At 38.0% G+C, this 26,962-nt stretch carries 24 protein-coding genes; 12 read left to right on the forward strand and 12 right to left on the reverse strand.

The window, feature by feature from the left end; all coding sequences use genetic code 11:
• Positions 1-46: 46 nt before the first annotated feature.
• The gene (locus K6I41_RS04785) at positions 47-1,282 is read right to left on the reverse strand and encodes a pyridoxal phosphate-dependent aminotransferase (protein WP_002118408.1); all 1,236 of its coding nucleotides are present in this window, start codon (positions 1,280-1,282) and stop codon (positions 47-49) included.
• Positions 1,283-1,490: 208 nt separating this feature from the next.
• Here K6I41_RS04785 and K6I41_RS04790 point away from each other — a divergent pair, with 208 nt between their 5' ends.
• A complete protein-coding gene (locus tag K6I41_RS04790; RefSeq protein ID WP_002118942.1) occupies positions 1,491-1,670 on the forward strand; it encodes a hypothetical protein in 180 nt (59 codons plus the stop codon).
• Between the two features lie 29 nt (positions 1,671-1,699).
• Here K6I41_RS04790 and K6I41_RS04795 read toward each other — a convergent pair whose 3' ends face one another.
• Together K6I41_RS04795 and K6I41_RS04800 are read right to left on the reverse strand one after the other, a co-directional pair.
• Positions 1,700-3,139 (reverse strand): sensor domain-containing diguanylate cyclase, encoded by a 1,440-nt coding sequence (locus tag K6I41_RS04795; protein WP_144732056.1) that lies wholly within the window; start codon positions 3,137-3,139, stop codon positions 1,700-1,702.
• 175 nt (positions 3,140-3,314) lie between these two features.
• On the reverse strand, positions 3,315-4,106 hold the full coding sequence (locus tag K6I41_RS04800; RefSeq protein WP_004790757.1) for an A1S_2505 family phage non-structural protein: 792 nt from the start codon (positions 4,104-4,106) through the stop codon (positions 3,315-3,317).
• A 180-nt stretch (positions 4,107-4,286) separates the two neighbouring features.
• Here K6I41_RS04800 and uvrB point away from each other — a divergent pair, with 180 nt between their 5' ends.
• The 8 genes from uvrB (at position 4,287) to proB (ending at position 13,834) form a co-directional block, all read left to right on the forward strand.
• Complete coding sequence (uvrB, locus tag K6I41_RS04805) at positions 4,287-6,308, forward strand: excinuclease ABC subunit UvrB (protein WP_049837230.1); 2,022 nt, start codon at positions 4,287-4,289, stop codon at positions 6,306-6,308.
• Positions 6,309-6,401: 93 nt separating this feature from the next.
• Positions 6,402-6,989 carry a lipocalin family protein gene (locus K6I41_RS04810; RefSeq protein WP_005307444.1) on the forward strand — a complete coding sequence of 196 codons (588 nt, stop codon included), beginning with the start codon at positions 6,402-6,404 and terminating at the stop codon, positions 6,987-6,989.
• A 110-nt stretch (positions 6,990-7,099) separates the two neighbouring features.
• Entirely contained in the window at positions 7,100-8,047 is a 948-nt protein-coding gene (gene rarD / locus K6I41_RS04815; protein WP_081402201.1) for an EamA family transporter RarD, read from the forward strand.
• Between the two features lie 216 nt (positions 8,048-8,263).
• Positions 8,264-9,721, forward strand: coding sequence for a glyceraldehyde-3-phosphate dehydrogenase (locus tag K6I41_RS04820; RefSeq protein WP_004790760.1), 1,458 nt, complete (start codon positions 8,264-8,266; stop codon positions 9,719-9,721).
• A gap of 149 nt (positions 9,722-9,870) precedes the next feature.
• A complete protein-coding gene (locus K6I41_RS04825) occupies positions 9,871-10,596 on the forward strand; it encodes a hypothetical protein (protein ID WP_004790761.1) in 726 nt (241 codons plus the stop codon).
• An 11-nt stretch (positions 10,597-10,607) separates the two neighbouring features.
• Complete coding sequence (locus K6I41_RS04830; protein ID WP_005307432.1) at positions 10,608-11,282, forward strand: hypothetical protein; 675 nt, start codon at positions 10,608-10,610, stop codon at positions 11,280-11,282.
• Positions 11,283-11,464: 182 nt separating this feature from the next.
• Entirely contained in the window at positions 11,465-12,685 is a 1,221-nt protein-coding gene (gene cgtA / locus K6I41_RS04835; RefSeq protein WP_004790763.1) for an Obg family GTPase CgtA, read from the forward strand.
• Between the two features lie 15 nt (positions 12,686-12,700).
• Positions 12,701-13,834, forward strand: coding sequence for a glutamate 5-kinase (gene proB / locus K6I41_RS04840; protein ID WP_004790764.1), 1,134 nt, complete (start codon positions 12,701-12,703; stop codon positions 13,832-13,834).
• Between the two features lie 26 nt (positions 13,835-13,860).
• Here the strand turns inward: proB and K6I41_RS04845 are convergent, their stop codons facing one another.
• Positions 13,861-14,517 carry an HAD-IB family hydrolase gene (locus tag K6I41_RS04845; protein ID WP_250375300.1) on the reverse strand — a complete coding sequence of 219 codons (657 nt, stop codon included), beginning with the start codon at positions 14,515-14,517 and terminating at the stop codon, positions 13,861-13,863.
• Complete coding sequence (locus tag K6I41_RS04850) at positions 14,484-15,692, reverse strand: DUF1615 domain-containing protein (RefSeq protein ID WP_250375301.1); 1,209 nt, start codon at positions 15,690-15,692, stop codon at positions 14,484-14,486. The genes K6I41_RS04845 and K6I41_RS04850 overlap by 34 nt, the downstream gene beginning before the upstream one ends.
• A gap of 83 nt (positions 15,693-15,775) precedes the next feature.
• Between K6I41_RS04850 and dusB the strand changes: the two genes are divergently transcribed.
• Positions 15,776-16,801 (forward strand): tRNA dihydrouridine synthase DusB, encoded by a 1,026-nt coding sequence (dusB, locus tag K6I41_RS04855; protein WP_250375302.1) that lies wholly within the window; start codon positions 15,776-15,778, stop codon positions 16,799-16,801.
• Positions 16,802-16,839: 38 nt separating this feature from the next.
• On the opposite strand, the gene K6I41_RS04860 is transcribed toward dusB, so the two are convergent.
• Entirely contained in the window at positions 16,840-17,886 is a 1,047-nt protein-coding gene (locus K6I41_RS04860; RefSeq protein ID WP_250375303.1) for an NAD(P)H-dependent flavin oxidoreductase, read from the reverse strand.
• A 117-nt stretch (positions 17,887-18,003) separates the two neighbouring features.
• Positions 18,004-18,705 carry a VIT1/CCC1 transporter family protein gene (locus K6I41_RS04865; RefSeq protein WP_199942859.1) on the reverse strand — a complete coding sequence of 234 codons (702 nt, stop codon included), beginning with the start codon at positions 18,703-18,705 and terminating at the stop codon, positions 18,004-18,006.
• A 265-nt stretch (positions 18,706-18,970) separates the two neighbouring features.
• Between K6I41_RS04865 and K6I41_RS04870 the strand changes: the two genes are divergently transcribed.
• Both K6I41_RS04870 and wecB read left to right on the forward strand, forming a co-directional pair.
• Complete coding sequence (locus tag K6I41_RS04870; RefSeq protein WP_250375304.1) at positions 18,971-20,188, forward strand: tetratricopeptide repeat protein; 1,218 nt, start codon at positions 18,971-18,973, stop codon at positions 20,186-20,188.
• A gap of 1 nt (position 20,189) precedes the next feature.
• On the forward strand, positions 20,190-21,332 hold the full coding sequence (gene wecB, locus K6I41_RS04875; protein ID WP_005307411.1) for a non-hydrolyzing UDP-N-acetylglucosamine 2-epimerase: 1,143 nt from the start codon (positions 20,190-20,192) through the stop codon (positions 21,330-21,332).
• Here the strand turns inward: wecB and K6I41_RS04880 are convergent.
• From K6I41_RS04880 to K6I41_RS04900, 5 genes are read right to left on the reverse strand one after another with little or no spacing between them, the layout of a single operon-like run.
• Positions 21,317-22,237: an alpha-amylase family protein gene (locus tag K6I41_RS04880; RefSeq protein ID WP_005307408.1), complete on the reverse strand. Its 921-nt coding sequence runs from the start codon at positions 22,235-22,237 to the stop codon at positions 21,317-21,319. The two genes, wecB and K6I41_RS04880, sit on opposite strands and share 16 nt — an antisense overlap.
• Positions 22,215-24,059 (reverse strand): hypothetical protein, encoded by a 1,845-nt coding sequence (locus K6I41_RS04885; RefSeq protein WP_250375305.1) that lies wholly within the window; start codon positions 24,057-24,059, stop codon positions 22,215-22,217. The genes K6I41_RS04880 and K6I41_RS04885 overlap by 23 nt, the downstream gene beginning before the upstream one ends.
• Positions 24,060-25,310: a glycosyltransferase family 2 protein gene (locus tag K6I41_RS04890; protein WP_005307402.1), complete on the reverse strand. Its 1,251-nt coding sequence runs from the start codon at positions 25,308-25,310 to the stop codon at positions 24,060-24,062.
• Complete coding sequence (locus K6I41_RS04895; protein ID WP_151826785.1) at positions 25,297-26,193, reverse strand: hypothetical protein; 897 nt, start codon at positions 26,191-26,193, stop codon at positions 25,297-25,299. Before K6I41_RS04895 ends, K6I41_RS04890 begins: the two co-directional genes overlap by 14 nt.
• Positions 26,193-26,942 (reverse strand): hypothetical protein, encoded by a 750-nt coding sequence (locus K6I41_RS04900; RefSeq protein WP_250375306.1) that lies wholly within the window; start codon positions 26,940-26,942, stop codon positions 26,193-26,195. Before K6I41_RS04900 ends, K6I41_RS04895 begins: the two co-directional genes overlap by 1 nt.
• Between the last annotated feature and the right edge of the window lie 20 nt (positions 26,943-26,962).

The raw sequence follows: 26,962 nt of genomic DNA on the forward strand, positions 1-26,962 counted from the left end.
TTATAAAAAAGGGCCTCAATTTTGAGGCCCTTTTAATTTTTACAGATTATTTCGCAGCTTTTTCAGCTTCGATTGAAGCGATAGCAGCATCTACACCTTCAATTGAGTCAGCAGCTTTTTTGATACGAGCTAACGCATCAACAAGTACTTCGTCAGCTGTTGCATATGAAATACGCATAAAACCGCCTAAACCAAATGCATCACCAGGTACTACTGCTACGCCAGTTTCTTCTAATAGCCATTCAGAGAACTCTGTGCAAGATTTTAAGCCTTTTGCACGAATAAGAGGACGAATGTTTGCATAAGCATAGAAAGCGCCATCAGCAGGTAAGCAAGAAATACCTTTGATGTCATTTAAGCCGTTTACAACTAAGTCATGACGGCGTTTAAACGCTTCAATCATCGGTTGTAAAACGTCTTGTGGGCCATTCAATGCAGCTTCAGCAGCAACTTGCGAAATAGAAGTTGGGTTAGAAGTTGACTGTGATTGGATCTTTTTCATTGCACCAATGATTTTTGCTGGGCCGGCTGCATAGCCAATACGCCAACCAGTCATTGCATATGCTTTAGATACACCATTTAAAACAATCGTGCGGTCATATAAATCTGGAGCAACTGTTGCGATGTTGTAGAACTCATCTTCCCAACGAATTGGTTCATACATATCGTCAGATGCAACAAATACTTGTGGGTGGCGACGTAGAACTTCAGCTAAAGCTTCTAATTCAGCTTTGCTATAAATCATACCAGTCGGGTTAGAAGGGCTGTTTAATACAACTAAGCGAGTGTTAGGTGTAATAGCAGCTTCTAATTGTTCAGGAGTGATTTTGAAACGTTGATCTTCGCCACATTTCACAATGACTGGAGTACCTTCAGCAATAATGACCATATCTGGATAGCTTACCCAGAAAGGTGCTGGAATGATAACTTCATCGCCTTTGTTTAATAGAGCAAGTGCCAAGTTAAAGAAGCTTTGCTTACCACCACATGAAACCAAAATCTGATTCGCTTGATAATCAAGATTATTATCACGCTTAAATTTAGCAATAATTGCTTTTTTTAATCCAGGAGTACCATCTACAGCCGTATATTTGGTGAAACCATTATTAATCGCTTCAATTGCAGCATCTTTGATGTGTTGCGGGGTATCAAAGTCTGGTTCGCCAGCACCTAAACCAATCACGTTCTTGCCAGCAGCTTTAAGTTCAGCAGCTTTGTTGGTTACAGCAAGTGTAGGGGACGGTTTGATAGCATTGACACGATCAGAAAGACGTACGTCCACGGCAATATTCCTCTTATGGGATTAAAAAATAAAAAGCATACTATCTTATCGCAAAAATTAAGTAATTTGCGGATGTGGGTATTTTTAGATGTAAAAAAGTTTGATTTAAGAAAGATCTTGTCTCTGTTTTATTCAATTGAAGCTTTTTTGGAAAGAAATGATAAAAATCATTTATAATAAGTCGCAATCGAAATTTCGAGAATGAATCATGACTGAGCAACAGCCAAAACAGAAAAAGGCTTTGGTGAAATTGCCATTCCCAATGCCGAATGAAAGCAATCAAGCCGACGATGCGGTACACAACCAAGTACGTCCTAAACCAGAGCAATACGCAGATAGAACGTGGATGCCTCCACGTGGTACGCGTCGTTCTATGGGAAAACGCTAATTTTGAAAAACAGGCAATATGCCTGTTTTTTATTGATTGAGTAAAATTTCCTGATAATAACTTTTTTTCTTTTGATACATGTGATGGTCCGCTCGCTTTAACATGTCCTCAATTTGTTCATTTGTTTGAGTGGTTGCATGTCCAATTGCGATGCTAATTGGGTGACTTGAATAATATTGATTGTCGATATTAAAAAGCTCCTGAATGGTTTGAAGCATAATAAGAACATTCGCCTCATCTGCCCCCGGCATTAAAATTACGAATTCATCACCACCTATTCTAGAAGCCGTATAGGGCGTATTTAAAATAGCCTGACTTAAAATATTTCCAACGCGACGCAATAAACCATCCCCAATATCATGACCAAACTGATCATTGGTTTCTTTTAAACCATTCATATCTAAGAAAATTGAAGAAACAGGGCGAATAATGCTTCGGTTTAAACGATTCAGTTCTTCTGTAAAAAAAGCGCGGTTATATAGTTTGGTAAGAACATCGTGTTGTCCTAAATATTCAAGGTAGTTTTCCGCTTTTTTTCGCGCGGTAATATCGGTAAGTGCAACTTGTACAAGTCCCCAAGTCTCTTCATATCCTGGGAAAACGGTAAATTGAAGCAACACATTTCTTATTTGGCCATCTAAAGCGTAGTTAATGGCTTCACGTTTATGATGAATATTACCTTGCCATAATTCGATGAGTTGCTCGCGAAATGTTTCAATCATCTCTTCAGCAAAAACCTTATGTGTATTTCTGAAAAGTGTGGATTTATCAGGGGCCTTAAATAAATCGAGAGTTGCCTGATTAACATCTAGAATCAGAATATCTTCTACACACTGACGGACAAATTCAGGATGAACATCTAGAAAAGTTCTAAAATCTTCAATTCCCAATAGCCTAAGTTGATCAATTCTATTTTTTATACGGCTGAAATCTTCGACCCACAGAGACGTGGGTGAGTAGATAAACATGGATTCAGCCAAGCGACGATTTTTTTCTTCTTCACGAAGCGCATTTTGATAAGGCGTAATGTCTTCGGTAGTAATTAATACACGTTCAAAAGTCGATTCAGAACCAGGTAAAATTGAGCCTCTTAACTGAACATCAATACGTTTGCCCGATAAAGTGTAATTTACAGTCGTACTTGAAAAATGGGTTTTACCATTCCATAGTTCTTGTAATTCATTAATATGTGATTCAAACATCTCTTTTTTAAAAATAAGATTTAAACTCGAATATAGTTCTTCGTGAGTTTTTGCTTCAAAAAGTTCTAATGTTTTTTGATTCACACGGACAATTTTAATTTTATGGGCACATTCAATAATTAAATTTTTATTTTGGCTTAAAAATTCATGGAGGTTTTCAATACCTTGATTTCTCCATAGATCAAATTGTTGTTTAACTTCACTGAAATCCTCAATCCACATTGGAATTGGGCTAAGGTCAAAAATTGAAGAATCTAAAGTTTCCATATGTTTCTTTAAGTATTCAGTTTGCCTTAAAGTATAATGAGAAAAATTAAGATTTGGGAATATAAAGAACTTAAATTTATTAGAATAATTAAAAATAAGAAAATTAAATGTAAGTAAAAATAAAATAATGAGAAAGCAGATATTATCTGCTTAGCTCATAAGTTTATTAGAGAAATTAACGATTAATAGGGTGATCAATATTCTTTTCACCACGCCATAATTTGATAAAGTCTTGCTCGTCAAAATCATAAAGTTCCATGAGTGCAACGACTGCGCTCACAAAAATCATCGCACCCTCAGAGTTCCCGTGCAGGTCAAAAATTTTACCGTTGAGCTTACCTAAAATATCACTAAGTTCATGATCACGACCTCGGCCATATCGATCTCGAGGGTAGAGCTCTTCATTTAAAACAATAAGAGCAATCGCTTTTTCAGCAGCCGATAAATCTGTTTTATCTAAGGCTTCTTCAAAAGATTCACTTCCATGATTGAAATAAAAAATTACTTCATCGTTAATGAAACTTTTTACCATCTTTTGAGTTAATGTTGGAAATTGTGAAACTGCATTATCTTCAACATAGGGTTTAAAAGATTCTGGAAAGATAACGTTGTGATCAATATCTTTAAAGAGTGGTGCAATTTCAGAGACTTTATAACCTGCGATGCCGCAACCTAAAGCGGTGACAAAATATTTCATTTTAGGATGGTTTTTTGCATATATCTTAAAATCTTCAACGTAGTGCTCAATTTGTGAAAGAGGCATTTGTTGAATATGTTCATTTAAAGTTGGAATTGCAAAGCTTTGACCAGCCCAGCCACGCCCCACACCTTCAACTGCTCCGAAGTGTTGACTGGCAACGCGTGCTGCGCCGCTACCATGCTGTCCAGCAAGGTTACTACCAAATACAAAAACTGTATCTTCTGGAAGTTCGGTTACAATACTTTCATCATGATATTGATAGGTCATGGTTATGCTTTTTATTTAATGGATAGCTTCATGTTGCAACTGATTATAGTATTGGTCAAGTGTTAAGATGCTTAATCTTTTACATTGAATTTCCAACTCAATTTGCACTTTAAATTAAGATAAAAATCCCCATTAAAAGGGGAGACGTTAAATTCAATTTTTTCATAAAGAGAGATAACTTTGAACGAAAATCAACCTTTTGATTTGGTCACTCATTATCAGCCAGCAGGTGATCAGCCACAGGCAATTGAAAAGCTGGTCAATGGTATCGAGCATGGTTTTCGTAATCAGTTATTGTTAGGGGTAACTGGCTCAGGTAAGACCTATACCATGGCAAATGTGATCGCTCAAACACAGCGCCCTACAATTGTGATGGCCCATAACAAAACTTTGGCTGCCCAACTTTATGGTGAGTTTAAATCTTTCTTCCCTAATAATGCGGTTGAATATTTTGTAAGTTATTACGATTACTACCAGCCAGAGGCTTACGTTCCATCTTCGGATACGTTCATCGAAAAAGATGCTGCCATTAATGATCACATTGACCAGATGCGATTATCTGCAACACGAGCTTTATTAGAACGTCGTGATGCAATTATTGTGGCATCGGTGTCTGCAATTTATGGTTTGGGCGACCCAAATGCTTATATGCAAATGTTGCTGCATGTGGTCGAGGGTGATCGAGTAAGCCGTGATGAAATCATCCGCCGTTTGGTTGAAATGCAATATACGCGTAATGAACTTGAATTCTTACGTGGTACATATCGAATTCGCGGCGAAATTATTGATATTTTCCCAGCAGAATCTGATCAACATGCTATTCGCATTGAACTATTTGATGATGAGGTCGACTCAATCCGTTGGTTTGACCCGCTAACAGGTAAAATGGTTCGTAAAGTTTCTCGAGTAACGATTTATCCGAAAAGCCACTATGTAACACCAAAAGATCATTTAACACGTGCCATCGATACAATTAAGGATGAATTACAAGATCAACTTAAATTCTTCCGTGAACATGACAAATTGCTCGAAGCACAGCGTATTGAGCAACGGACACGTTACGATCTAGAAATGATGCAGCAGTTGGGTTATACCAATGGTATCGAAAACTATTCACGTCATTTGTCTGGCCGACCATCTGGTGAAGCTCCGCCGACTTTATTCGACTATATTCCAGAAGATGCTTTGCTGATTATTGATGAGTCACACGTTACGGTTCCACAAATTGGAGCGATGTATAAAGGTGACCGATCGCGTAAAGAAAACTTAGTAAACTATGGCTTCCGTTTACCAAGTGCGCTTGATAACCGTCCAATGAAGTTTGAAGAGTGGGAACGTATTGTACCGACCACCATTTTTGTAAGTGCAACACCTGCTAAATATGAATTAGAAAAGTCAGATCAAATCGTTGAACAGGTGGTACGTCCAACAGGTCTTATCGATCCTGAAATTGAGATTCGTCCTGTCTTAACCCAAGTGGATGATGTTCTTTCTGAAATTAATATTCGTAAGAGTTTGAATGAAAGGGTATTAATTACGACTTTAACGAAGCGTATGGCAGAAGATCTGACTTCATATTTAAAAGAATATGGCGTTAAGGTGGCTTATCTCCACTCAGATATTGATACGGTTGAACGTGTCAAAATTATTCATGAATTACGTACAGGCGTATTCGATGTTTTAGTCGGTATTAACCTGCTACGTGAAGGTCTGGATATGCCAGAAGTTTCTTTGGTTGCCATTTTAGATGCAGATAAAGAAGGCTTTTTACGTTCGGAACGTTCTCTTATTCAGACAATCGGTCGTGCTGCGCGTAATGTAAAAGGTAAAGCAATTTTATATGCTGACCGAATTACTGACTCTATGCAAAAAGCAATAGATGAAACTGATCGCCGTAGAGCCAAGCAAATTGAATTTAATGAGTTGCATGGTATTACGCCGCGGAGTGCGGTTCGTCAGGCTGTCAAAGAAATTGACTCGGGTGAGGTACTTTCAGACGACGAGATTGATGAAAAAGTACTTGAACAAGCACAAGCATTGAGTGCCGATGAAAGACATATTCTTTCAGACCCTAAATTGTTTAGTAAACATATTACTAAGCTTGAAAAAGATATGTTGAAGGCCTCGAAAGATTTACAATTTGAGCAAGCAGCGCGGATACGTGATGAAATTCTTCGATTAAAAGCGCAGATGTTGCAATAAATGAATACATAACGCTACATAATGTGTTTAAAAAACAAGCTACTGTAGATATTTGAGTTCTTTTGTATTCACAACTAATCGTTGAGGGCAACAATGGCATTTCGAAATAATGTTCCGCAAGCCAGTTGGCGTTTGGCTAAAATTGCGTTAGGCGGTGTCGTTTTGGCTGGTTTAGCTGTTGGAACCTATGTCTATGCTCAGCCGAAACCCTTGCAAACTGTTTATAAAGTTGAACTGGACCGATATTTAGGTGTTTGGTATGAAGTCGCCCGTAAGCCTGCATTTTTCCAAAAAAAATGTGCTTATAACGTATCTGCAACTTACACCTTAAATGAAAATGGAAATGTGGTTGTAGATAATCGCTGCTATGACAATAGAAAACAATTACAGCAATCTATTGGTGAAGCCTTCGTGGTTAACCCGCCATATAACAGCAAATTGAAGGTGAGTTTCTTACCGGAAGCTGTGCGATGGATTCCAGTTATTCGCGGAGATTACTGGATTTTAAAAATAGATGAAGACTATCAAACTGTTTTAGTAGGAGAACCTTCTCGTAAATATCTTTGGGTATTATCAAGAACTCCTCATCCTGAACAAGAAGTGGTGGATGAATATCTAAATTATGCAAAAACATTGGGTTTTGATATTCGCGATATTATCCGTACAGAACATAAAGAATAAATGTAAATGTCTGATTAAGAAAAAACCATGTTTTCACATGGTTTTTTCTTTTTTATAGTGGATAAATCAAGTATTGTGGTGAGCTGTTTTTACTAAAGTCTAAGAGGGTGGTGATGTTTAAGGGCGTGAGCTTGTCTGTCATGGCATCTGTCACTTTTGGTGTACTTTATTTTTATACTCAATTGTTAGGCCAGCTTGATAGTGAACAAACTTTCGGATGGCGGATTATTGCAACAATCCCATTTCTAACTTTGTTTATGTGGTGGAGTGGCGATTTAGCGTATATCAAAAATATCTACCAGCGTATTTTGGCTAAGCCATCTTTATTATTGTTGTTAATCACAACCTCCGTTTTAACTTCAGTCCAACTTTGGCTGTTTTTATGGGGGCCTATGCATGGGCGAGGCCTACAAGTATCTTTAGGATATTTTCTATTGCCGCTTGTTTTAGTATTGGCTGGAAGTGTGCTATATGGCGAAAAAATATCAAAATTTCAATGGGTCGCAATTATTCTTGCTGTCATTGGTGTGGGCCATGAAATCTGGCGTTTAGGAAGCATTGCTTGGGAAACTGCATTGGTTGCGGTTGGTTATTCTGCCTACTTTTTATTGCGTAAAAAAATTAAAACAGACAATTTAGGCGGCTTTTGGTGGGACTTAGTCATTATTTTGCCGATTGCGATTTATTTAACCCATACAGGTTTACTCCCTTATAGCAAATTTATAGATCAACCGAGCCTTGCTTTGATCATTATTGGGCTTGGAATTTTAAGTGCTATTGGTTTGGGAAGTTATATTCTGGCAAGTCGCTTTTTACCTTTAGTTGTGTTTGGACTTTTAGGATATCTGGAACCAGTTTTGCTTGCTTTAGCTTCTCTAGTTTTAGGGGAGAGTATTGGCCAAGAAGAATGGTTTACTTATATTCCGATCTGGTGTGCAGTATTTGTACTCGTTTTAGAAGGCGCAGTTCACCTTTATCAACAACGTCAAAAAGCCAAAAATTTGCAGCTAAACGTCGCAAAATATCAAAAAAGATTAAAAAATGATGCTCATGATTAGAGCATCAGAATCTAAAAAGTAAGAAAAAGCAAAAATTTAGCTGCTTTAAACAATAAGATAATAAAAAATAATTATAGGTATTTTATGAATTTATGATGAATTTTAGGAAAATCTAACCACTAACGTCAGCTTTTGATTCATTCTTGTCGATAATTCCATTACAATTACGGGGTTTAAAAAATCACGCCTAGATATAATTAATTAGAGGACGTATCTGTGAGCAAAGACACTATCATCGCCCTGCATGCTGAACACCAAGGCCGTTGGAAAAACCGTGAAGAAATCGCGGAACGTATGATTGCCGTAATCGGTCAATTATACCGTGAAAAAAATATTGTCGTATCTGTTTACGGTCGCTCTTTAATTAACCGTTCTGTTATTCAAATTTTGAAAACTCACCGTCGTACACGTGTTGTAGATGTTGAGCTTTCTGTTGTAAATACATTTCCAATTTTAGAAGCTTTAGCAAAAGTTGAAAACATTGGTTCTGCAGAAGTTGATATCGGTAAACTTGCAGTTGAATATAAAGAAAAAGGCGGTGATGTTGACGCTTTTGTTGCTCAAGCAGTTGAGTCAATTAAAGGTAGTGCAACTTCTGAACAGCCTAAAGATGTAGTTCTTTATGGTTTTGGTCGTATTGGCCGTATCTTGGCTCGTTTAATCATTAGCCAATCAGGTTTAGGTCGTGGCCTAAGCCTTAAAGCAATCGTTGTGCGTAAATCTTCTGATGGCGATTTAGCAAAACGTGCTTCTTTACTTCGTCGTGACTCTATTCATGGCACTTTCGCTGGTACAATCGCTGTTGATGAAGAAAACGAAGCAATCATTGCTAACGGTAACTTCATTAAAGTGATTTATGCATCAAGCCCAAGTGAAGTTGACTATACTGAATACGGTATTCAAAACGCGCTTTTAATCGATAACACTGGTAAATGGCGTGATGCTGAAGGTCTGAGCCAACACTTGAAATGCCCAGGCGTTGCACGTGTTGTATTGACTGCACCAAGTAAAGGCGAAATGAAAAACGTTGTATTTGGCGTAAACAACACAGATATCTTAGATGAAGACAAAATCATCTCTGCTGCAAGTTGTACAACAAATGCAATTACTCCAATTCTTAAAGTATTGGATGACAAATATAAAGTTCTTAACGGTCACGTTGAAACTGTTCACTCATTTACAAATGACCAGAACTTAATTGATAACTACCATAAAGCAGATCGTCGTGGTCGTGCAGCTACATTGAACATGGTTATTACTGAAACTGGTGCTGCTAAAGCTGTTGCTAAAGCATTACCTGCATTGAAAGGTAAGTTAACTGGTAACTCTGTACGTGTTCCTACGCCAAACGTATCTCTTGCTATCTTGAACTTAACGCTTGATAAAGAAGTTGATCGTGAAGAAGTGAACGAATACATTCGTCAAATTTCGATTAACTCTAGTCTTCAAGGTCAAATTGGTTATACCAACTCGACTGAAGTTGTATCGAGTGACTTTATCGGTTCTCGTACTGCTGGTGTATATGATGCTCAAGCAACGATTACTTCTGGTAACCGTTTAACTGCTTATGTTTGGTACGATAACGAAGTTGGTTATAGCTGTCAGGTATTACGTATCGCTGAACAAATGTGCGGCGTAAGCTACAAAAAAATTCCAGCAGAATTGAATGCTTAAGATCATTTAACGATCTATAAAAGATTTTCACAAAAAGACCCAGTTTAGGCTGGGTTTTTTTACAACCGTACAAAATATATGCTGACTATTTTTTGTAAATAAATGAGAATAGGAATTAAGGAAAAAAAGAAAATAGTAAGGGATAGGAATTGTCGCAGTTTAAACGTTTGTTGGTCGTTTTTATATTCATCATTATTGCCAATTTATGTGGTGTACTCATTGCAATATGGGTGTTTAAGCATTTTAATATTTACATTCCTTTGAAGAATCAAGCAGTTGCTATTGACTTGCAAGAACCTCTACAAGTTAAGGTTAAAGTACAAGATGCTTTAAACGTGGATGTAAAAGGGCGGGTAAATGCCAGTATTCCAATTGATGAGAAACTGAATATTCCATTAACACAGACATTAACTCCACGTGTTTACTTCGATAATATGGTGCCGATTAGCACTACAATTCCTGTCAAAGAAACATTAAAAGTTGAGCAGAATTTACCAATCGATACGAAGGTTCAGGTGAGGGTTTTGGGACGTGATATTACGTTACCATTAAAAGGAACAATTCCATTAAAACTTGATGTTCCGATTGATATTAATGTTCCGCTTGAGCAAAAGGTTCATTTAAAATTTGATGCGCCAGTGCGGACGGTATTAAAAGAAAATCTCCATATTCCTCTAAAAGCAAGATTGGATACTAATATTCCAATTGAGGGTAATTTGAATGTCCCTGTTAAAACAGCACTAAATGCTTCGGTTGATGTGAAAAACACATTGCCTGTGAAGATTGCAAATGGTGAGTTAAAAATTCCTCTGTCCACTATGCGATTAAATCGGGTAGTGGGTTCAGAAACATCGCAGACAACAACTGATCAATAGGGTGAATAGTAATGTTTCGTTCACTCAAGAGTATGTTGATCAGTTTTTTCTTAATGATGATCCTTGCTGCTGTTATGTTTTGGGTATATCTCAATATTCAAGCTAATTTAGTTGTTTCGGCTCATAATGCGGATATTAGTTTGCCTGACTCTTTAGAAACAAAGATTCAAGTTGGCAATACTTTACAGGTTCAATCTATTGGTAAACTTGATACAACATTAGATATAGACCGCCAACTAACTTTACCTTTAAAAGGGAAATATCTGGCAGATTTAAGTTTTGCTGTAGAGACACCAATTACAGTGAGCGTTGACTATTCAACAACTTTAAAAATTGATCAGGTTATGCCTCTTGAAACTACTACAGACCTCGTCTACCAAAGTAAATTTTTACCAAAATTTCCACTTAAACTAGATATTCCTATCAAGCTAGATGTTCCTTTTAATTTAAAACGTAGTTATACCATTCCAGTTAAAATTGTTTTTGATGGTCCTGTTTATTTTGAATTTGATGAGCCAGTAAATTTATCTGTTAAACATCGGTTTAACCCAAGTCTACAAGTGAATGACCCTATGGAAATGGGGAATGTCTCTTCATTTAATGCCATCATGTATAATTCGGTTCCAAAAACAAAAGCAAATCTTGATATGCAAATGACCTTGCCACTGCGCAATGTGCATCCTTAAAAATTAAATAGTTATTCTGCATTTTATGTTGGGTAAAGCCCGTATTTGTAAATCTAAATTGCTTTTGATGACTTAAAGATAAAAACAGACCGTTATAAATGGGAATTGTCCCATTTTCTATTCGAGAATTTTATGAAAATATGGCAGAATAGGCGGTTTTAGAGTTTTTAGAGGATTGGCAGATGCGCTTTGTTGATGAAGCAGTCATTACCGTAGAGGCTGGCGACGGTGGCAATGGCGTAGCCAGTTTTCGCCGTGAAAAATTTGTACCATTTGGTGGCCCAGATGGTGGTGATGGCGGACGTGGTGGAAGTATCTATATTCAAGCTGATGATGATACAAGTACGCTAGTCGATTACCGTTACACACGTAAGTTCCGTGCTGAGCGCGGAAAGAATGGTGCAGGCGCTAACTGTACCGGACGTGGTGGTGAAGATGTGGTTTTAAAAGTACCCGTTGGTACAACAATTGTTGATACAGATTCAGGCGATATTATTGGCGATTTGGTTGAAGATGGCCAAAGAATTCTGGTTGCAGGTGGTGGTGATGGTGGTTTGGGGAATACCCACTTTAAATCATCAACTAACCGTGCTCCGCGTAAATGTACGACAGGCATCAAAGGTGAATTTCGTGAAATTCGTCTTGAATTAAAAGTATTGGCAGATGTTGGTTTATTGGGTATGCCAAATGCTGGTAAATCAACCTTTATTCGTGCTGTAAGTGCTGCAAAACCAAAAGTAGCAGATTATCCATTTACAACCATGGTTCCAAACCTTGGCGTTGTAGATGCTGACCGTCATCGTTCATTTGTAATGGCCGATATTCCTGGTTTGATTGAAGGTGCAGCGGAAGGTGCTGGTTTAGGAATTCGTTTCCTTAAACATTTGGCACGTACGCGTATCCTTTTACACATTATTGATGTGCAACCAATTGACGGTTCGGATCCTGCGCATAATGCAAAAGCAATTATGAATGAGTTAGCTAAGTTTTCTCCTACTTTGGCTAAACTTCCGATTGTTTTAGTGCTGAATAAACTTGATCAGATTGCTGAAGAAAGTCGTGAAGAGTGGTGTCAGCATATTCTAGATGAACTAGAGTGGACTGGGCCTGTCTTTAAGACATCAGGTCTATTAAGTGAAGGTACAAAAGACGTTGTGTATTACCTCATGGATCAGATTGAACAACAACGTGAACGCGAAGTTGAAGATCCTGAATATGCAGCAGAAGTAAGAGCTTTCCGTGAACAACTAGAAGTTGAAACACGTGAACAAACCATTGCGGCAAAAGAAGCATATCGCGCTATGCGTCGAGCACAACGTCTTGAAGGCATGTTGGGCGATGATGATGATTTTGACGATGATGAAGACGACAATGATGTAGAAAGCATCTACGTTCGTGACTAAAAAACCGAGGAAAACATGATAGAAGTGGTCGATGGGCAACGTCAGCTCAGTGAGTGTAAACGAATCGTTGTTAAAATCGGATCATCTTTACTCACAGCCAATGGGCAAGGTTTAGATTTGAATGCTATTTCGCATTGGGCGAAACAGATTGCAGATTTACACAATGCAGGACACGAAATTATTTTAGTGTCTTCTGGAGCTGTGGCTGAAGGTATGGTTCGTATGAAGCTTGCAAGTCGACCCACCGATCTACCCAGTCTACAAGCCTGTGCTGCAATTGGGCAGATGGGTTTAATTCATACTTGGTCTAGTGTACTTGAAGAACATGGCATTCGTACTGCTCAGGTTTTACTCACTCATGATGATTTAGCAGACCGCCGTCGTTATTTAAACTCATGTGATGCTTTGCAAAACTTGATTGATTGGCGTGTAATTCCGGTTATTAATGAAAATGACACGGTATCTACCGACGAGATTCGCTTTGGTGATAACGATACTTTAGCTGCGATGGTTGCAGGTCAGGTTCATGCAGAATTGTTGATTATTTTAACTGATCAGCAGGGTATGTTTGACTCAGATCCGCGTCACAACCCCGATGCGAAATTACTCTCTACTGTTCGTGCCATGGATGATGTTTTATTCGAAATGGCTGGCGGTGGCGGTGTGCTTGGCAGAGGTGGTATGGTGACTAAGGTTCGTGCCGCACGTTTAGCTGCTAAGTCTGGTTGTCCAACACTCATTGCGAGTGGTGAAAGTGATAATGTCTTGTCACGTGCGATGGCAGGTGAAATGCTAGGTACGTTGTTTACTACAGATAAAGACCGTATGACTGCTCATCAACAATGGCTCGCTGCTCATTTACAAACGGCAGGCCGTCTTGTAATTGATGATGGTGCTGTTGAAGCGATTAAATTAAAACATCGCAGTTTGCTCCCTGTTGGAGTTAAAACTGTTGAAGGACATTTTGATCGTGGCGATGTGGTTGAATGTGTAGATAAACAAGGTAAACGTATTGCAGTAGGTCGAGTGAATTTCAGTTCACGATCTGCTGAAATTATTAAAGGCTTAGCCTCAGATAAGGTTTATCAAGTGTTAGGTGAAGCTCGTTCACTTGAAATGATTCATCGCGATCATATGGCAATTTATTAAGTTATGTCTAAATAAAAAAGCTCGCTTTATGCGAGCTTTTTTTCTGGTGTTAAACTAGGTAGCACACGGTCTTCACCCACCATATAGGGGTGTGTCGCGAGACTGAGCATATCTAGGTCTTCTGAGCTATTACCATACGCATAAACTTGATGGTAATGCTGGAGCGTATATTGCTGATGTATTCTTAACTTCTTTTGTTCACTACTACAATCTGGGGTGGAGTAGTAACCTGTCATCATGCCGTTTTTAATTTGAGTTTCAGTACAAATTAATTCGATATTCAGTAGTTTGCAAAGTGGGGCAAGGTAGACATCAATTGAAGCTGAAACCAGTACCACTCGATCACCACGTAACTGATGGTGTTGTAACTGTGTGAAAAGTTCAGGTGAAAGCGAAGAGACTAAATCTTGAGCATATTCTTCACCTAATCTTTGCAGCTCAATTGCAGGGGTATTTTTGAACATGCTACGAAATAACTTGGCACGCATAGCATGGGCTGGATAAAAGTTAAGATAGTAGGCTTGAATCCATGGCAGGATTTTCAAGCCTTGTTTAACAATATGGCGCTTAGACAAAGCATAAAAGATGAACCCTGTAAAACTATCTTTACTACACAAGGTTCCATCAAAATCGAACAGGGCGAGACTTTTTATAGTCTTATGCGTTTCGCTCGTTGCATACATGATTCATATCGTCCGTTTACGCGGGTTGCATACCAGTTGGTATTATAGTCACGACTTAATTTTGGCCCAGAAATGACCACTTGTGGCATCATTGCATAGATAGGGTCTTTACCTGTCTTTGCTTTATAAAGTTTCGTCAGAGCAATATAGGTTTGAGTACTTTCAAACTTTTTCTCTTTTTCTAATTTAAGATCATCACGAATTTGTCGTGGGGTAACCAATACATTATTTTTTGCAAATACAGTAATCAGTTCTTTTTCTGACTGGCTTTGAGTAGGGCGTGGATCACCATCTTTTGTATAAAGAAGTAGATCACCATCAAGACTGATTTCTGTATCTGTTAGGTCATTTAACATGCTTTGAAAAGCAGCATTACGGCTAGAATACATACCTGAGTTATAGTCTGCAAATCGATAAATGGCTTTATCGTAGTCTGCTGGATAAACCATTAAACGATGAATACCATAATATAAACCGCCATATTCAGTATATAAGTCATCACGAAGTGCAGCAGTATTCATGCTTGAGCGTTTATTGGCTTTCGCATAGTTAATATGAACTTGCATAGAACCCAAAGTCGTAATAGGGTTCATTTTCTCGCCAATATCTTGTCCAACTAATTTGGCCGCACCTGTTAATGCACTCACATGGTAATGCTTAGCCATAAAATCGAAAATTTCTCGGTAAAGTAAGTCGAGGTCTTTCTCGGTTTTAACCTTACGCATTTGACTCATATAGTTGTTATCGGGAGAAGGCTGAGTTCTTAGCACTTCTTCAAAATAACCGGCAATTGTTCCACCAATGGTTTTGCCAAGCTTATCTTCAAACTTTTCATTTAAACGTGTGCTAACTTCTTCAACTGCTTTTTGGCCTAATCCCGGTACTTGAGGGTTGGCAACAAAGTTAGATTCTTGATCTACTACAGCCACAATACTACAGACATTTTTCTTCGTTTTAGGAATATCCAAGTCTTTCATAATGTCGTCAATATCTTTAGCCCATGATTCACGATCATGCACACGCGATGGAATTAACTTTTTAATTTGCTGGCTTTCTAATTCAGGCTCATCATTATTTGACCACCAAGCTTTATCACCACAAGCAGCTAAACTCATGCATACGGCAGCCATACCGAATGATTTTAATAAAAAACGGGAAGACAACGGTTTGTTCATGGCGAGGAAAGCACCTGCATAAAAAGATGAGCCGATTAAGCGGATGAAGTATACTATGTTGATCATCAATTGTATGAATATATATGTATATTGGTCCCTATCAACTGTCAAATAATTTAATCGTTGCTCCTATGGCTGGGGTCACTGACCGTCCATTTAGAACGCTCTGCAAGTATTTTGGCGCAGGCCATGCAGTCAGTGAAATGATGACTGCCGATAAGACTTTGCGGATGAGTAAAAAAAGCCTTTACCGTGCAAATTTTGACGGCGAACTCGCTCCAATTTCTGCTCAAATTGCAGGTTCTGATCCTGAGCAATTAGCAGAAGCTGCACGTTATCAAGTGGCAAATGGCGCACAAATTGTTGATATCAATATGGGATGTCCAGCCAAAAAAGTATGTAACAAACTTGCTGGTTCAGCATTATTACAAGATGAAGATTTAGTAGCACGAATTCTTGATGCAGTGGTCACTGCTGTTGACGTTCCTGTGACATTAAAAACCCGTTTGGGCTTTTTAAATGGTCAAGAAAATATTTTAAGAGTCGCAAAAAGAGCAGAAGAAGCGGGAATTGCTGCATTGGCTTTACATGGTCGCACCCGTGAAGACATGTATTTAAATACAGCACGTTATGATTTGATCAAACATGTCAAAGAGTTAATCAATATTCCACTTATTGCAAACGGTGATATTGATAGTCCTGAAAAGGCAAAATATGTGCTCGATTATACAGGTGCTGATGCAATCATGATTGGTCGTGCTGCCCAAGGTCGACCATGGATTTTCCGTGAAATTGCTCATTATTTAAAAACTGGAGAGTACTTAGCTGCACCTAATATTGAAGAGGTGCAGCATGTGCTACTTGGGCATTTATCAGAACTTTATCAATTTTATGGTGAATATTCTGGATGTCGTATTGCCCGTAAACATATTGCTTGGTACACAAAAGGATTACGCTCAAGTAACGAATTCCGCCAAAATATGTATAAAGTTGAAAGTACTGCTGAACAAGCATTAGTGGTCGAAAACTATTTTAATCAGCTATTAGCTGAAGGCAATTTGATGAGTGATGTGCAAGTTGAGCAGGTTAATTTACTAGAAGCTCATTAAAGAAAAAGCCAGTAAATGTTTACTGGCTTTTTTTAAATTTACTCATCTTCTAGCATTTCTACCACTAGCTGATTAACTAAATCGGCAGCAGCTAATTCACGTATTTGTGAGACATTACTACCCGCCCAAAAAGCACCGAAGCCATAGTCTTTATTTTTGCTTGCAATTGCATTGAGTTGCTTGGCTAAATCATAGGTATATGGATATTCTGGTTGAGGAGGGCGATTAGGTAAATCAATTTGTGTGTGCCAATGGTTGAGCAATCCACGGGCCGGACGTCCAGAAAGACTGGCACTAATTTGCGTCACAGACTCATTAAATAAAGCTTTACGGTACTCGGCAGATGCATTTGAAGATGGACATTGAACGAAAGCAGTTCCGAGTTGAATAGCTGTAGCTCCTAAGCTCAACATATGTCGTGCTTGTGCGCCGTTCATAATGCCACCAGCGGCTACTACAGGTCGTTTGCAATGTTGGACAATCAGATGTACTAAATCACTCGTTTTAATTGCTGCATCAAAAGTCTTATTAAAGATTCCACGGTGTCCACCTGCTTCAATCCCTTGAGCAATAATAATATCTATACCAGCCGCTTCAATGGCTTGTGCTTCAACTAAATTAGTAGCAGAAACCATAGTGATAATTCCGGCATCTTTTAATGCCTGAATTTGATGGGGATGGGGAATGCCAAAATGAAAACTGACCGCTTTAGGTTTGGTTTCTAATACGACATTTAGAAAATCATCGTTATCAAGAAAACTTGGATAAATACAGTTTAAGTTTTGAGGAGGCTGTTCTCCGAACTTTTCAAACTGTGGCCGTAAATATTCAATCCATTGTGCTGAGGTTTGAGGGTTAAGTTGTTCGGGCTGATGGCAGAAAAAATTAACCTGAAATGATTTTTCTGTAAGTGTTTGGGTTTTTAAAATTTGTTCTCGAGCACTTTGCGCCGTATTTGCTCCAAGTCCTAATGACCCAAGACCACCCTGATTAGAAACTTCTGCAGCAAGTTCAGGGGTAGACACACCCGCCATAGGGGCAAGAAAAATAGGATGTTTAATTTCAAGTTGTTGTAACAGGGTCATTTTATTCACCTCATTTCTTTCTCTTCACCATAACGTGAAATCAGAACCAAGAGCAAATAATATTGGGCATTTAGTTTTTAAATATTTATTTCTTAAATATTTAAAAGTTCTGGTTTTTTAAAGTGGAGTAACATGAAACAAAGATCCGATCCAGCTTGAAAAAGCCATCGCTAAAATTCCCCACAAGGTAATGCGTAAACTTCCTTTCAGCTTAGAAGTACCTGCGAAATGACTTGATAGTGCCCCTAAAAAAGCTAATGAAATAATGCCAAATATTAGAACTGTTTTTTCGACCCATATCTCAGGACTGAGTAGAATAGCGAGCATAGGAAACAATGCCCCAAATGAAAATGAGCCAGCTGAAGCTAATGCGGCTTGAACAGGATTTGCTGCTGTATTTTCATGAATACCAATTTCATCACGTGCGTGAGCACCTAAGGCATCATGATTTGTAAGTTCAGTCGCAACTTGCCGAGCTAAATCTGGTTCTAAGCCTCTGGCTATATAAATTTGGGTGAGCTCATCCAATTCACGTTGCGGATGCTTTTTGAGTTCTTGTGCCTCAAATTTTAAGTCTGCTTTTTCAATATCTTCTTGTGATTTTACAGAAATATACTCTCCGGCAGCCATAGAAGTTGCACCAGAAATTAAACCAGCAATACAGGTAATAAGAAGCGTATGAGCAGTGGCTCCACTTGCAGCCATTCCCATGATTAGACTAGTAACAGAAATAATTCCGTCATTAGCGCCTAAAACGGCTGCCCTTAACCAACCTGAGCGGTGAATAAAATGATGTTCTGGATGTTGGGAAAAGGACATGACTTTACCTTTTTTAGTTATAAATTTTTATCTTATCCTATAAGATTATTTACAATAATACGATTAAAAAATGTGTCATTATAGGAAAAACAATCAGATAACTACTTTTCAAAACATAATATAAAAGGAGATAAAATGAACGATTTATGGAACCTAGCCTACTTACCAAATAGTGTAATTTATAAGTTTAATTATAATATTTATTGATTAAATTTTAATCTTACTTCTACGCAAATATTCTATCCACTTTACTCTAGAGGTCTCAATGAATAACAAAACAATAAAATCTCTAACCCGTTCCCTCATCGTTATTGGTTCGATCTGTCCAGCTTTAGGCCTCTTAAGCATGGAGACTACATTTGCCCAAGAGATTGTTAATCAAGAATATAAACCAGGTAATCCGATTTATGATAAATGGGACCAATTTTATAAAATTGAGAAGACTCAACCTGAAAATGCCGAGAAGTTATTATTAGAGCTCGGTGAAATGACACCTCAAGATATTAAAGTATGGAAAAGTTTAACTTATTTGCAGATTAGAATAGGCAAACAAGAAGCAGCTTTGCAAAGTTTAAGAAAAGCAGAGGCATTAGATCCAGCAGATGATAATTTAAAACTCCAAGAAGCCTATCTGCTTAACTCTCAAAAAAATAATAAAGAAGCTTTGGTAGTTTTTAAGGAGCTTACGCAATCTAAAGATGCCGATATTGCCAATAAAGCGACACAGGCCGTAAAGAATTTAAGTGGAGGGGAAGTCAAAACTTATTTCCGTGATGTGTATTTTGCACCTTCATATGAGTCACGTTACGACGATGTGATTTTCCCACTTAAAGCTCGCTATGGTAAGAATCTTGATAATGGTCGAGCACAGGTGTACGGCTTTTTAAACCTAAACCGTGATACCCAATCTCAGGGCGGGGTAAGACCTGAAATTATTGATGAAAATGCAGTAACTCTAGGTGTTGGTGCTAATTACCAACCTTGGACATCTATACCTGTACGAATGTATTTAGAAGTGGGGGGAAGTTACGATCTGATTGATCGAAATAGAGATAAATTTCGTGAAAGTGTTGTCGGTGGGGTGACAGGTTATCAAGAATGGTACTCTCAAAATAATTGTAATCATTCACTTTGCTTTAATGATTACTTCACTGATTTATATGGCAATGCAGCGACTTATTCTAGAGAAGATTATAACGTTATTGGTGATTTGCGCTTACGTACGGGTTTGAATGTCTATAAAGGTGAGAACGGAACTGTACAGGCTTATTTGAAATTGCATGGCTTAGCTGACAGTAAAGATGAGTATTACAATAATTTATTTGAATATGGCCCCGGCATTTCATGGCAGCCTTTTAATTATCAACCAATAAAACTACGTGTTGAACGACTATATGGCAATTACTTTAAAGATGTGCCAGTAAATACAAAAGATCATTACAACAATACCCGAGTGGAACTCGTCTTTTATAAGGATTTCTAAAATGAAGAAAATTTTTATATCTATTGTATTTGGAACTCGTCCTGAATTAATCAAACTTGCCCCTGTTATTTTATTGGCAAAGCAAGATCCTCGTTTTCAAGTTGAGGTGATTTTTACTGGACAACACGATGAATTAGTAAGAGATGCGATAGATTTCTTTGGGGTTGAAATTGACCATCGTCTTAAAATTATGAATGCGGGACAAAGTTTAAATCAGCTACTCATACACGGTTTGAGCCAAATCGAGAATGTATACACTGATGGGCAAAAAAGAGATGCAATTGTTATTCAAGGAGATACAACAACTGTTTTAGCAGCTGGCTTAGTCGCGTTTTCAATGAAAGTTCCTGTGGCACATGTCGAAGCTGGTTTACGTTCTTATGATTTGGATCATCCTTTTCCAGAAGAGGGAAATCGTCAGTTAGTGTCACGTATTACCAAATGGCATTTTGCTCCGACAGAACAATCAAAAAGAAATTTACTCAATGAGCAAATTCCATTAGAACTCATTACAGTTACAGGTAATACAGTTGTTGATGCAGTGTATTTAGGACGTAAATTAATTTCTGAAAAATCTGATTTGAAGAACCAGCTTGAACCTTATGGAATTCAATTAAAGCAAGATGATAAAGTTGTGCTTATTACTGCGCATCGTCGTGAAAACTTTGGCGGGGGAATTCAAAATATTTGTAATGCCGTTGAGCACTTAGCCCATGACCATCCTGATTTACATTTTATTTGGCCAGTCCATTTAAACCCAGCAGTACATGATGTGGTTCATGATAAGTTTAAAGACCATCCGCAAATCCATCTAGTTAAACCATTAGACTATCCTAGTTTATTGGCAGTCATAGACCGATCTACTTTTATTTTGACGGACTCAGGTGGTTTACAAGAAGAGAGTCCATCATTTAATAAGCCAGTTTTAATCTTACGAGATACCACAGAACGACCTGAAGTTGTTGAAGTGGGAGCAGGCGTTTTGGTGGGAACGAATCAACAAAAAATTATTGAAGAAGCTGAAAAGTTACTCACCGACCGACAGCACTATGAAAAAATGGCACATGTAGAAAACCCATTTGGTGACGGGCAAGCAGCTCAACGTATTCTAGATCAAATTGCTAAATCTTATGAATTGGCATAATGATGAGTTAAGAATTTCTTCTCACTTATGGCTTTATTAACACCACCATAAGTGAGGCGATACCACAAGCTCACTATATTGACGCACCAGCGGCTCATGTAATGAGGACCATCAAAAATATAGACAGTTTTTCCTTCATATGCTTTTAGCTGAGAAATAATTTCCCAAGGATATGCGGCTCTAAATTGCCCATTCTTTTTAACTCTAAAGGCTTCGAGTACTATAATTACTTTATCTTTTCCAAGCTTTTGTTCAAGTTGATCTAAAATATGTTTAGCTTGCTGAGGAGAACGTACACCTACGCCAACTCCGTCTTGGAAGAAAACGCCGTTATGTTCTGGTAACCAGCTTTTAACCCATAAATCGTAATGTTCGGGTTCGGTTTCACCACTATAAATACTCACCCAAACTGGTACTGGAAGTTTAGTTAAAACCTGACCTAAAGCACTTACTCTTAACCAAGTCGGATCTGCTTCCACTGGGAAATAATAACCTTTAGGTGCAGTTTTTTGCTCTTTTATAATTTCAGCAGATTTTTCCCCTAACTCAGTGACATTTGCCCGAGCTTTAGGTTCATTATATTCGCCGGCTAAACCCAATATTAGATTTTTAGCCCAAGGCTCTTGTTTAATTTTTTCTAAATTAATTGCTTTTTCCCATTGAGGAAAATTTGATTCTTTCCACCATGATTTAGACTCAACAACAGACCATTGGGGAACAAATGTATCAACACCTAAATAGTGCCAGTTTCCCTCTGGTGGAGTCGTGTTATTGTCGGGCTGCCAGAAAATTCCTTCAATATGTGGGGCTTGTCCTTGATGTTTGAACAACCCCGCATAAGCGATAACACTACAAATAATTAAAATAATAAAAGCAGCTATTTTAATTGGTATCTGTTTTTTCATTATTTCGTCTTAACCAGTACCACAAGAAGATAATTATTATCATGATTGCAGAGATAATCACAACTAATAAGAAGAAAGAAGATTGTTGAACTAAAGGTGCTTTTTGATTTCCGACAATAAGTTTTTGTAAAACATAAATATTTCCATTTTCTGAAACGAGCATTTTTGTCACGTTATTTGGAATTTTATGTTGTATTTTTTCCCAAAGGTGCATGAAAGCTTGTGCACCGCCTTGTGAGTCGGTAATCACATCAAAGCGGTTATTGTTATAACTGACAATGAAACCATTTTGGGCAGCAGGCGCATAAATAATATCTTGATGCATTAATACCTGTTGTTGATAAATATCTTTATTCACACGAACATTTATTGCTTGTGGTGCATTTGGCGAATACCGGACTAGGTTAAGTGGCATTGGTCCTTGTGTTAAAAGCATTTTTTTCGCAGTTTGGCCTAATACAATCGCGATATTTAACGCACCAGATTGATCATCAATTGCAATTGTCGGAGTCGTTGCTAAAGTCATTGAAATTGCGGCTACACCATTTTTTAGTTTATGAGGTAGCTTTAGAGTAGATTTAGCTGTATCAATCCAGAGCGAACCATGTGCAGTGGGTAAACACTGTGAATTAGCAATGACTGAGTTTTCTAGCTTTAAATTAAAATTGGTCGTATTAGAAATAGCTTTGGCAAAAATGTTGAATTGTCGGTTGACGGGATCGGAAGCAAGGTCGGCTGTTTTCATGCTGCCTGCGAGTCCGCCATCAATCCAAGCCGTAATATTTGAACCTTGCAATAAACCACTTTGAATACGTAGTGCAATTTGCCCTTGCAAGATATCGGTTGGTTGCCATACTGCTGGGAAATCAAGGAATAAGTTCTTTTCAGCGTGATTTAATCTGAAGTCCTCAATGCCTAAGTCTGCAAGTGTATTGATTTTTTTAAATTGTGCCCAAGTTGGAGTGGAGATCGTTGTGGGGAAAATTGCACTTCCTGTATCAAGTTGCTCTACATACGAGGGGTTGATTAGTCCATTTATGGCAGCAGTGAGTTCTTGTGGTGTGTGATAAGTAATTGAAAGAGTAGCTACTCCATCTGCTGGTTTTGCAATTTGTACGAATGCTCCCCCTTTGAGTGGCGTAGCTGAGTGAATCACTTCAATAATGAAATTTGTTTCATCATTTAAATTAGTTTGTCCTGAATCAACCCATTCAATTGGTGTGATTGAAGTCCATGAACTTGCTAATCTAGCGAGCATAGAAGCTTCTATAATCTCTTTACGGTTATATTTTAAAATACCAACAAATGGAGTAGGCCGTCTAGCTTGTGGATTAGCTAAAGCATCTGGTAAGTCTTTTAAACGGTATATATTACGGATAGGCGTAAAGTCGAGTTGGGAATTGCTTAAATAAGTTAAGTGATCAATATCTTCTGTACAGAATGTTTCTTTTGTTTGATTCAGCGTAGTCGGTTTAGCATACTGTTGAATAATAAAATCTAAACGATGAAAGCCACTCTGACTTGCTGGGATATCAAATTTGAATTGACCATCACCACTCAGCGTAGTGTTATAAATGAGTTTATCATCATATTTTACGAGTAAAGTTGTATCACTTTCAGTGGAATAATCACTTGAAAATTGAATGTTTTGCCACTGGGCACCTTTTCCAATATAGAAAAAATGAGGCTCGACCGTATATTTAGTTGAAGTACTAATATCGTCGAGTTTCCATATGTACGCATGAGCAGACATGGCGAGCATAAGACTGGTGCTGGCAAGGAGCACTTGAGCTGTTTTGTAGAGATCAAAAGTCTTTTTCATTTATTTTTTCTCCTTGCTACGTTCCGTTTTGTACCATTGAAGGGAGTTGCCCTGTATTTTATTTTTAAGCATGTCATATGCGGCTTTAAAAACAATAAATAGAAATATTTGTGAGTAACTTACATAAGATAAAACAGAGTAAAAATAGAGTTCTGGTTTAACTTTTTCGAGTGAAAGGGTAAACCACATTTGTGCGACATATAGGCAAAACGAGAGGCCCCACAGTAATGTAAAGGGGCCTGGAACTGAAATGCCTGCGATACCTAGTAACCCAAGCGTCAAGGTAATATGACTCCAGAATAAAGCAGGTACGAAAAGTATGTAGCACATAATGTTATTTAGAATTTCAATTCCAATAGGAAATGGGGTTCTTAACGCTACGGGTAAATATTTACGAGTCACATAAAAATTACCCTGAGTCCAACGTGAGCGCTGCTTAACAAACACACTTAATGATGGCGGATCTTGTTGCCAACCAATTGCGTAGGGAACCCATTTAATTCGTTTTTGACCGATAAAAATTCGGAAGCTCATTTCAGTGTCATCGACCAATGACTTCTCATCAAAACCACCCAAGGTTTCTAAAGCATCACGCCAAATGACATAGTTGGTACCCATTAATGTCGATAGCTCAAAACGTTGCCAACGCCCACCTTGGAAAATCCATTGGAAAAAGATGAATTCAATGGCAATAAATCGAGTCAGAATACTATCTTGCCAATTACGGGTTCTTACTTTGCCATTTACAGCCACTAATTTTTTATCTGCAAGTAGTGTTTGAGCTAATAACCTTACGCAGTCGGGTTCAGGTGTACTATCTGCGTCATAAACAACAATGAGTTCACCTTTGGCATGAGGTAGACCATTATTTAGTGTCCTAGATTTACCTTTGCCTCCCATCCCTTTAGGAACGTTGACAATTTTTATGCAAGGATAAATCTGCGCTAGATTTTCGGCGATTTCTAGGGTGTTATCTTTAGAACCATCATTAATCAGCAAAACTTCATATGCTTCGGCTGGATAATCCTGTTGCGCGATTGCATGTAAAGTATCTTCAATGACTACGCCTTCATTATAGGCAGGAATCAAAACACTCAAAACGGGCCATCTATCGGGTACGGGTAAGTTCTGCAATTCTTTTTCTGCTGTTTTTGAGTATTTCCAAGCCTGATAACTTAGCCATGCCCAAAATGCTTGAGGAATCCAGATGCCTAAAAAACCAAATAGGAAGAGAATATCAATGGGAGCCATTTGATTTAACCCTCCTAATGATAGATGAGATCAGCAATAACAATAAAATCACCCCGACGACCAAGGAGATCCAAGAAATATAGCTGCCGAAAGTACCAAGTAGGTCAGGATAGGTTGTGGTTAAAATAAGATCGAGTGGAACTACGACTGTGCTTAAACCAATAAAAATATACCCAATAAAACTAGTGTTTACATGTTCTGGGGTGCTTATGTATTTAATATTATTAAATTTCCATGAAATGCCGAGTTGAGGATATCGAATATTTGTGGTCGGTAGATCAGCAGGAGGATTAATAATAATTTCATAACCTGAAACATGACCATTAAAATTTTTGGCTGAATAAAATAAGTGCTGCTTTTGTTTAATCTCTCTGGAGGGTAGCGGAAGTTCCTTTGGGTTAAACTGAACAATATAGCTGCCAGCGGTCTGGGAAATTAAGTTTTCATCCCAACCTGTTGAAACAAAAGCAGCCATAGGCCGTAAACCAATTGCAGTTGAAAATGTAGCTTTGGCCGCAAAATATTGAGGTTGTTCAGATTTAAAAAGTACAATCGGAATAGCACCTTGGCTCACCGCTTCTTTTAATAAGAAATAGTGAGAAAAGCTAAAAACTTCATCCGGTAATATGATGCCTGGCTTTATTCCTTTATGAATAAGTCCTTGAAAACTGTCTGAACTGATTTGGTCAATTGTAAAAATAGGCCACCATGTGTCCTGTGATGGGAAAAACATGGAAAGGTCATTCATGCTCTGAACTTCAGTTTTGGTTTGTTCAGATTTAATCTCGCAATGATAATATTGACGATAGAACTGCTGCAAAGTGCCATCTGGATATTGACTAGAGGCGATAATAATTCCACAAATATTAAGAAGATTAGACATTAAGTAATCTCCTCTTCAGGTGGAATCTGAATAACTTTATATTCGACTTCAAGCCGCAAAGTCATAATTTCTCTTAGCTTTTTAATAAATTCAGGTTCTTCTTCTGTTTTTTGTTTACGAATAACAATACTGTATATCGTTTCTAGATCATCATCAGCAAACTGGAAAACAATTTCTTGCGGGTGATGCTGGCTCAAAATTTTAATCATTTCATTTTGAGTGGTTTTCCATACATCATCGCCTAACATTTCTTTAATTAAGCTTCGGTTGAGAATCCTGATTTCAAAGACTTCATAATCTTGTATGTGGTGATGATCAAGAAGTTTAAAGAAACTACGTTGAAAATACTTAAGTGCACTAAGCGGGAAAATATCACGACGATAATTTCGATCATAACTTTGTATATCACGATATTTTTGGACGTTAATTTCAATATTGTGGCGTACAGCACTAAGAAAAAGAGGAATGAGAGGGATAATAAAAAGTAAAAGGAGCTGACGTTCAATATGTGTTTGTGCGCCTAGGTCGAGTAGAAAATATACTGCAACACCTATAAAAGCGATTAAACCCACAATTAAAGATGCGCCGACTTCTAAAAAAGCACCAGAAATTAAAAGAATAAGAATAAAAATCCAGCTTCCTCTAAAACTTACAGGCAGCCACTCGTATGCCACCATCCCCATAAATAGATGAGCTGCGATAATCCATAAGACGAGTGTTCTTCCAGGGTTTTTCTGTTGCTGTTGCATGTGAGCTATGGCTACCTTCT

The sequence above is a fragment of the Acinetobacter sp. AS23 genome (genome assembly GCF_023612055.1).
GTDB classification, from domain to species: Bacteria; Pseudomonadota; Gammaproteobacteria; order Pseudomonadales; family Moraxellaceae; genus Acinetobacter; species Acinetobacter oleivorans.

Bases quoted from the DNA above. Each gene is read 5' to 3' on its own strand.
- K6I41_RS04790 (WP_002118942.1), top strand. From the start codon at position 1,491: ATGACTGAGCAACAGCCAAAACAGAAAAAGGCTTTGGTGAAATTGCCA.
- K6I41_RS04795 (WP_144732056.1), bottom strand. From the start codon at position 3,139: ATGGAAACTTTAGATTCTTCAATTTTTGACCTTAGCCCAATTCCAATG.
- K6I41_RS04850 (WP_250375301.1), bottom strand. From the start codon at position 15,692: ATGAACAAACCGTTGTCTTCCCGTTTTTTATTAAAATCATTCGGTATG.
- K6I41_RS04830 (WP_005307432.1), top strand. From the start codon at position 10,608: ATGTTTCGTTCACTCAAGAGTATGTTGATCAGTTTTTTCTTAATGATG.
- K6I41_RS04810 (WP_005307444.1), top strand. From the start codon at position 6,402: ATGGCATTTCGAAATAATGTTCCGCAAGCCAGTTGGCGTTTGGCTAAA.
- K6I41_RS04845 (WP_250375300.1), bottom strand. From the start codon at position 14,517: ATGTATGCAACGAGCGAAACGCATAAGACTATAAAAAGTCTCGCCCTG.
- K6I41_RS04865 (WP_199942859.1), bottom strand. From the start codon at position 18,705: ATGTCCTTTTCCCAACATCCAGAACATCATTTTATTCACCGCTCAGGT.
- dusB (WP_250375302.1), top strand. From the start codon at position 15,776: ATGTATATTGGTCCCTATCAACTGTCAAATAATTTAATCGTTGCTCCT.
- K6I41_RS04885 (WP_250375305.1), bottom strand. From the start codon at position 24,059: ATGAAAAAGACTTTTGATCTCTACAAAACAGCTCAAGTGCTCCTTGCC.
- wecB (WP_005307411.1), top strand. From the start codon at position 20,190: ATGAAGAAAATTTTTATATCTATTGTATTTGGAACTCGTCCTGAATTA.
- K6I41_RS04900 (WP_250375306.1), bottom strand. From the start codon at position 26,942: ATGCAACAGCAACAGAAAAACCCTGGAAGAACACTCGTCTTATGGATT.
- K6I41_RS04880 (WP_005307408.1), bottom strand. From the start codon at position 22,237: ATGAAAAAACAGATACCAATTAAAATAGCTGCTTTTATTATTTTAATT.
- K6I41_RS04800 (WP_004790757.1), bottom strand. From the start codon at position 4,106: ATGACCTATCAATATCATGATGAAAGTATTGTAACCGAACTTCCAGAA.
- K6I41_RS04860 (WP_250375303.1), bottom strand. From the start codon at position 17,886: ATGACCCTGTTACAACAACTTGAAATTAAACATCCTATTTTTCTTGCC.
- proB (WP_004790764.1), top strand. From the start codon at position 12,701: ATGATAGAAGTGGTCGATGGGCAACGTCAGCTCAGTGAGTGTAAACGA.
- K6I41_RS04870 (WP_250375304.1), top strand. From the start codon at position 18,971: ATGAATAACAAAACAATAAAATCTCTAACCCGTTCCCTCATCGTTATT.
- K6I41_RS04895 (WP_151826785.1), bottom strand. From the start codon at position 26,193: ATGTCTAATCTTCTTAATATTTGTGGAATTATTATCGCCTCTAGTCAA.
- K6I41_RS04890 (WP_005307402.1), bottom strand. From the start codon at position 25,310: ATGGCTCCCATTGATATTCTCTTCCTATTTGGTTTTTTAGGCATCTGG.
- cgtA (WP_004790763.1), top strand. From the start codon at position 11,465: ATGCGCTTTGTTGATGAAGCAGTCATTACCGTAGAGGCTGGCGACGGT.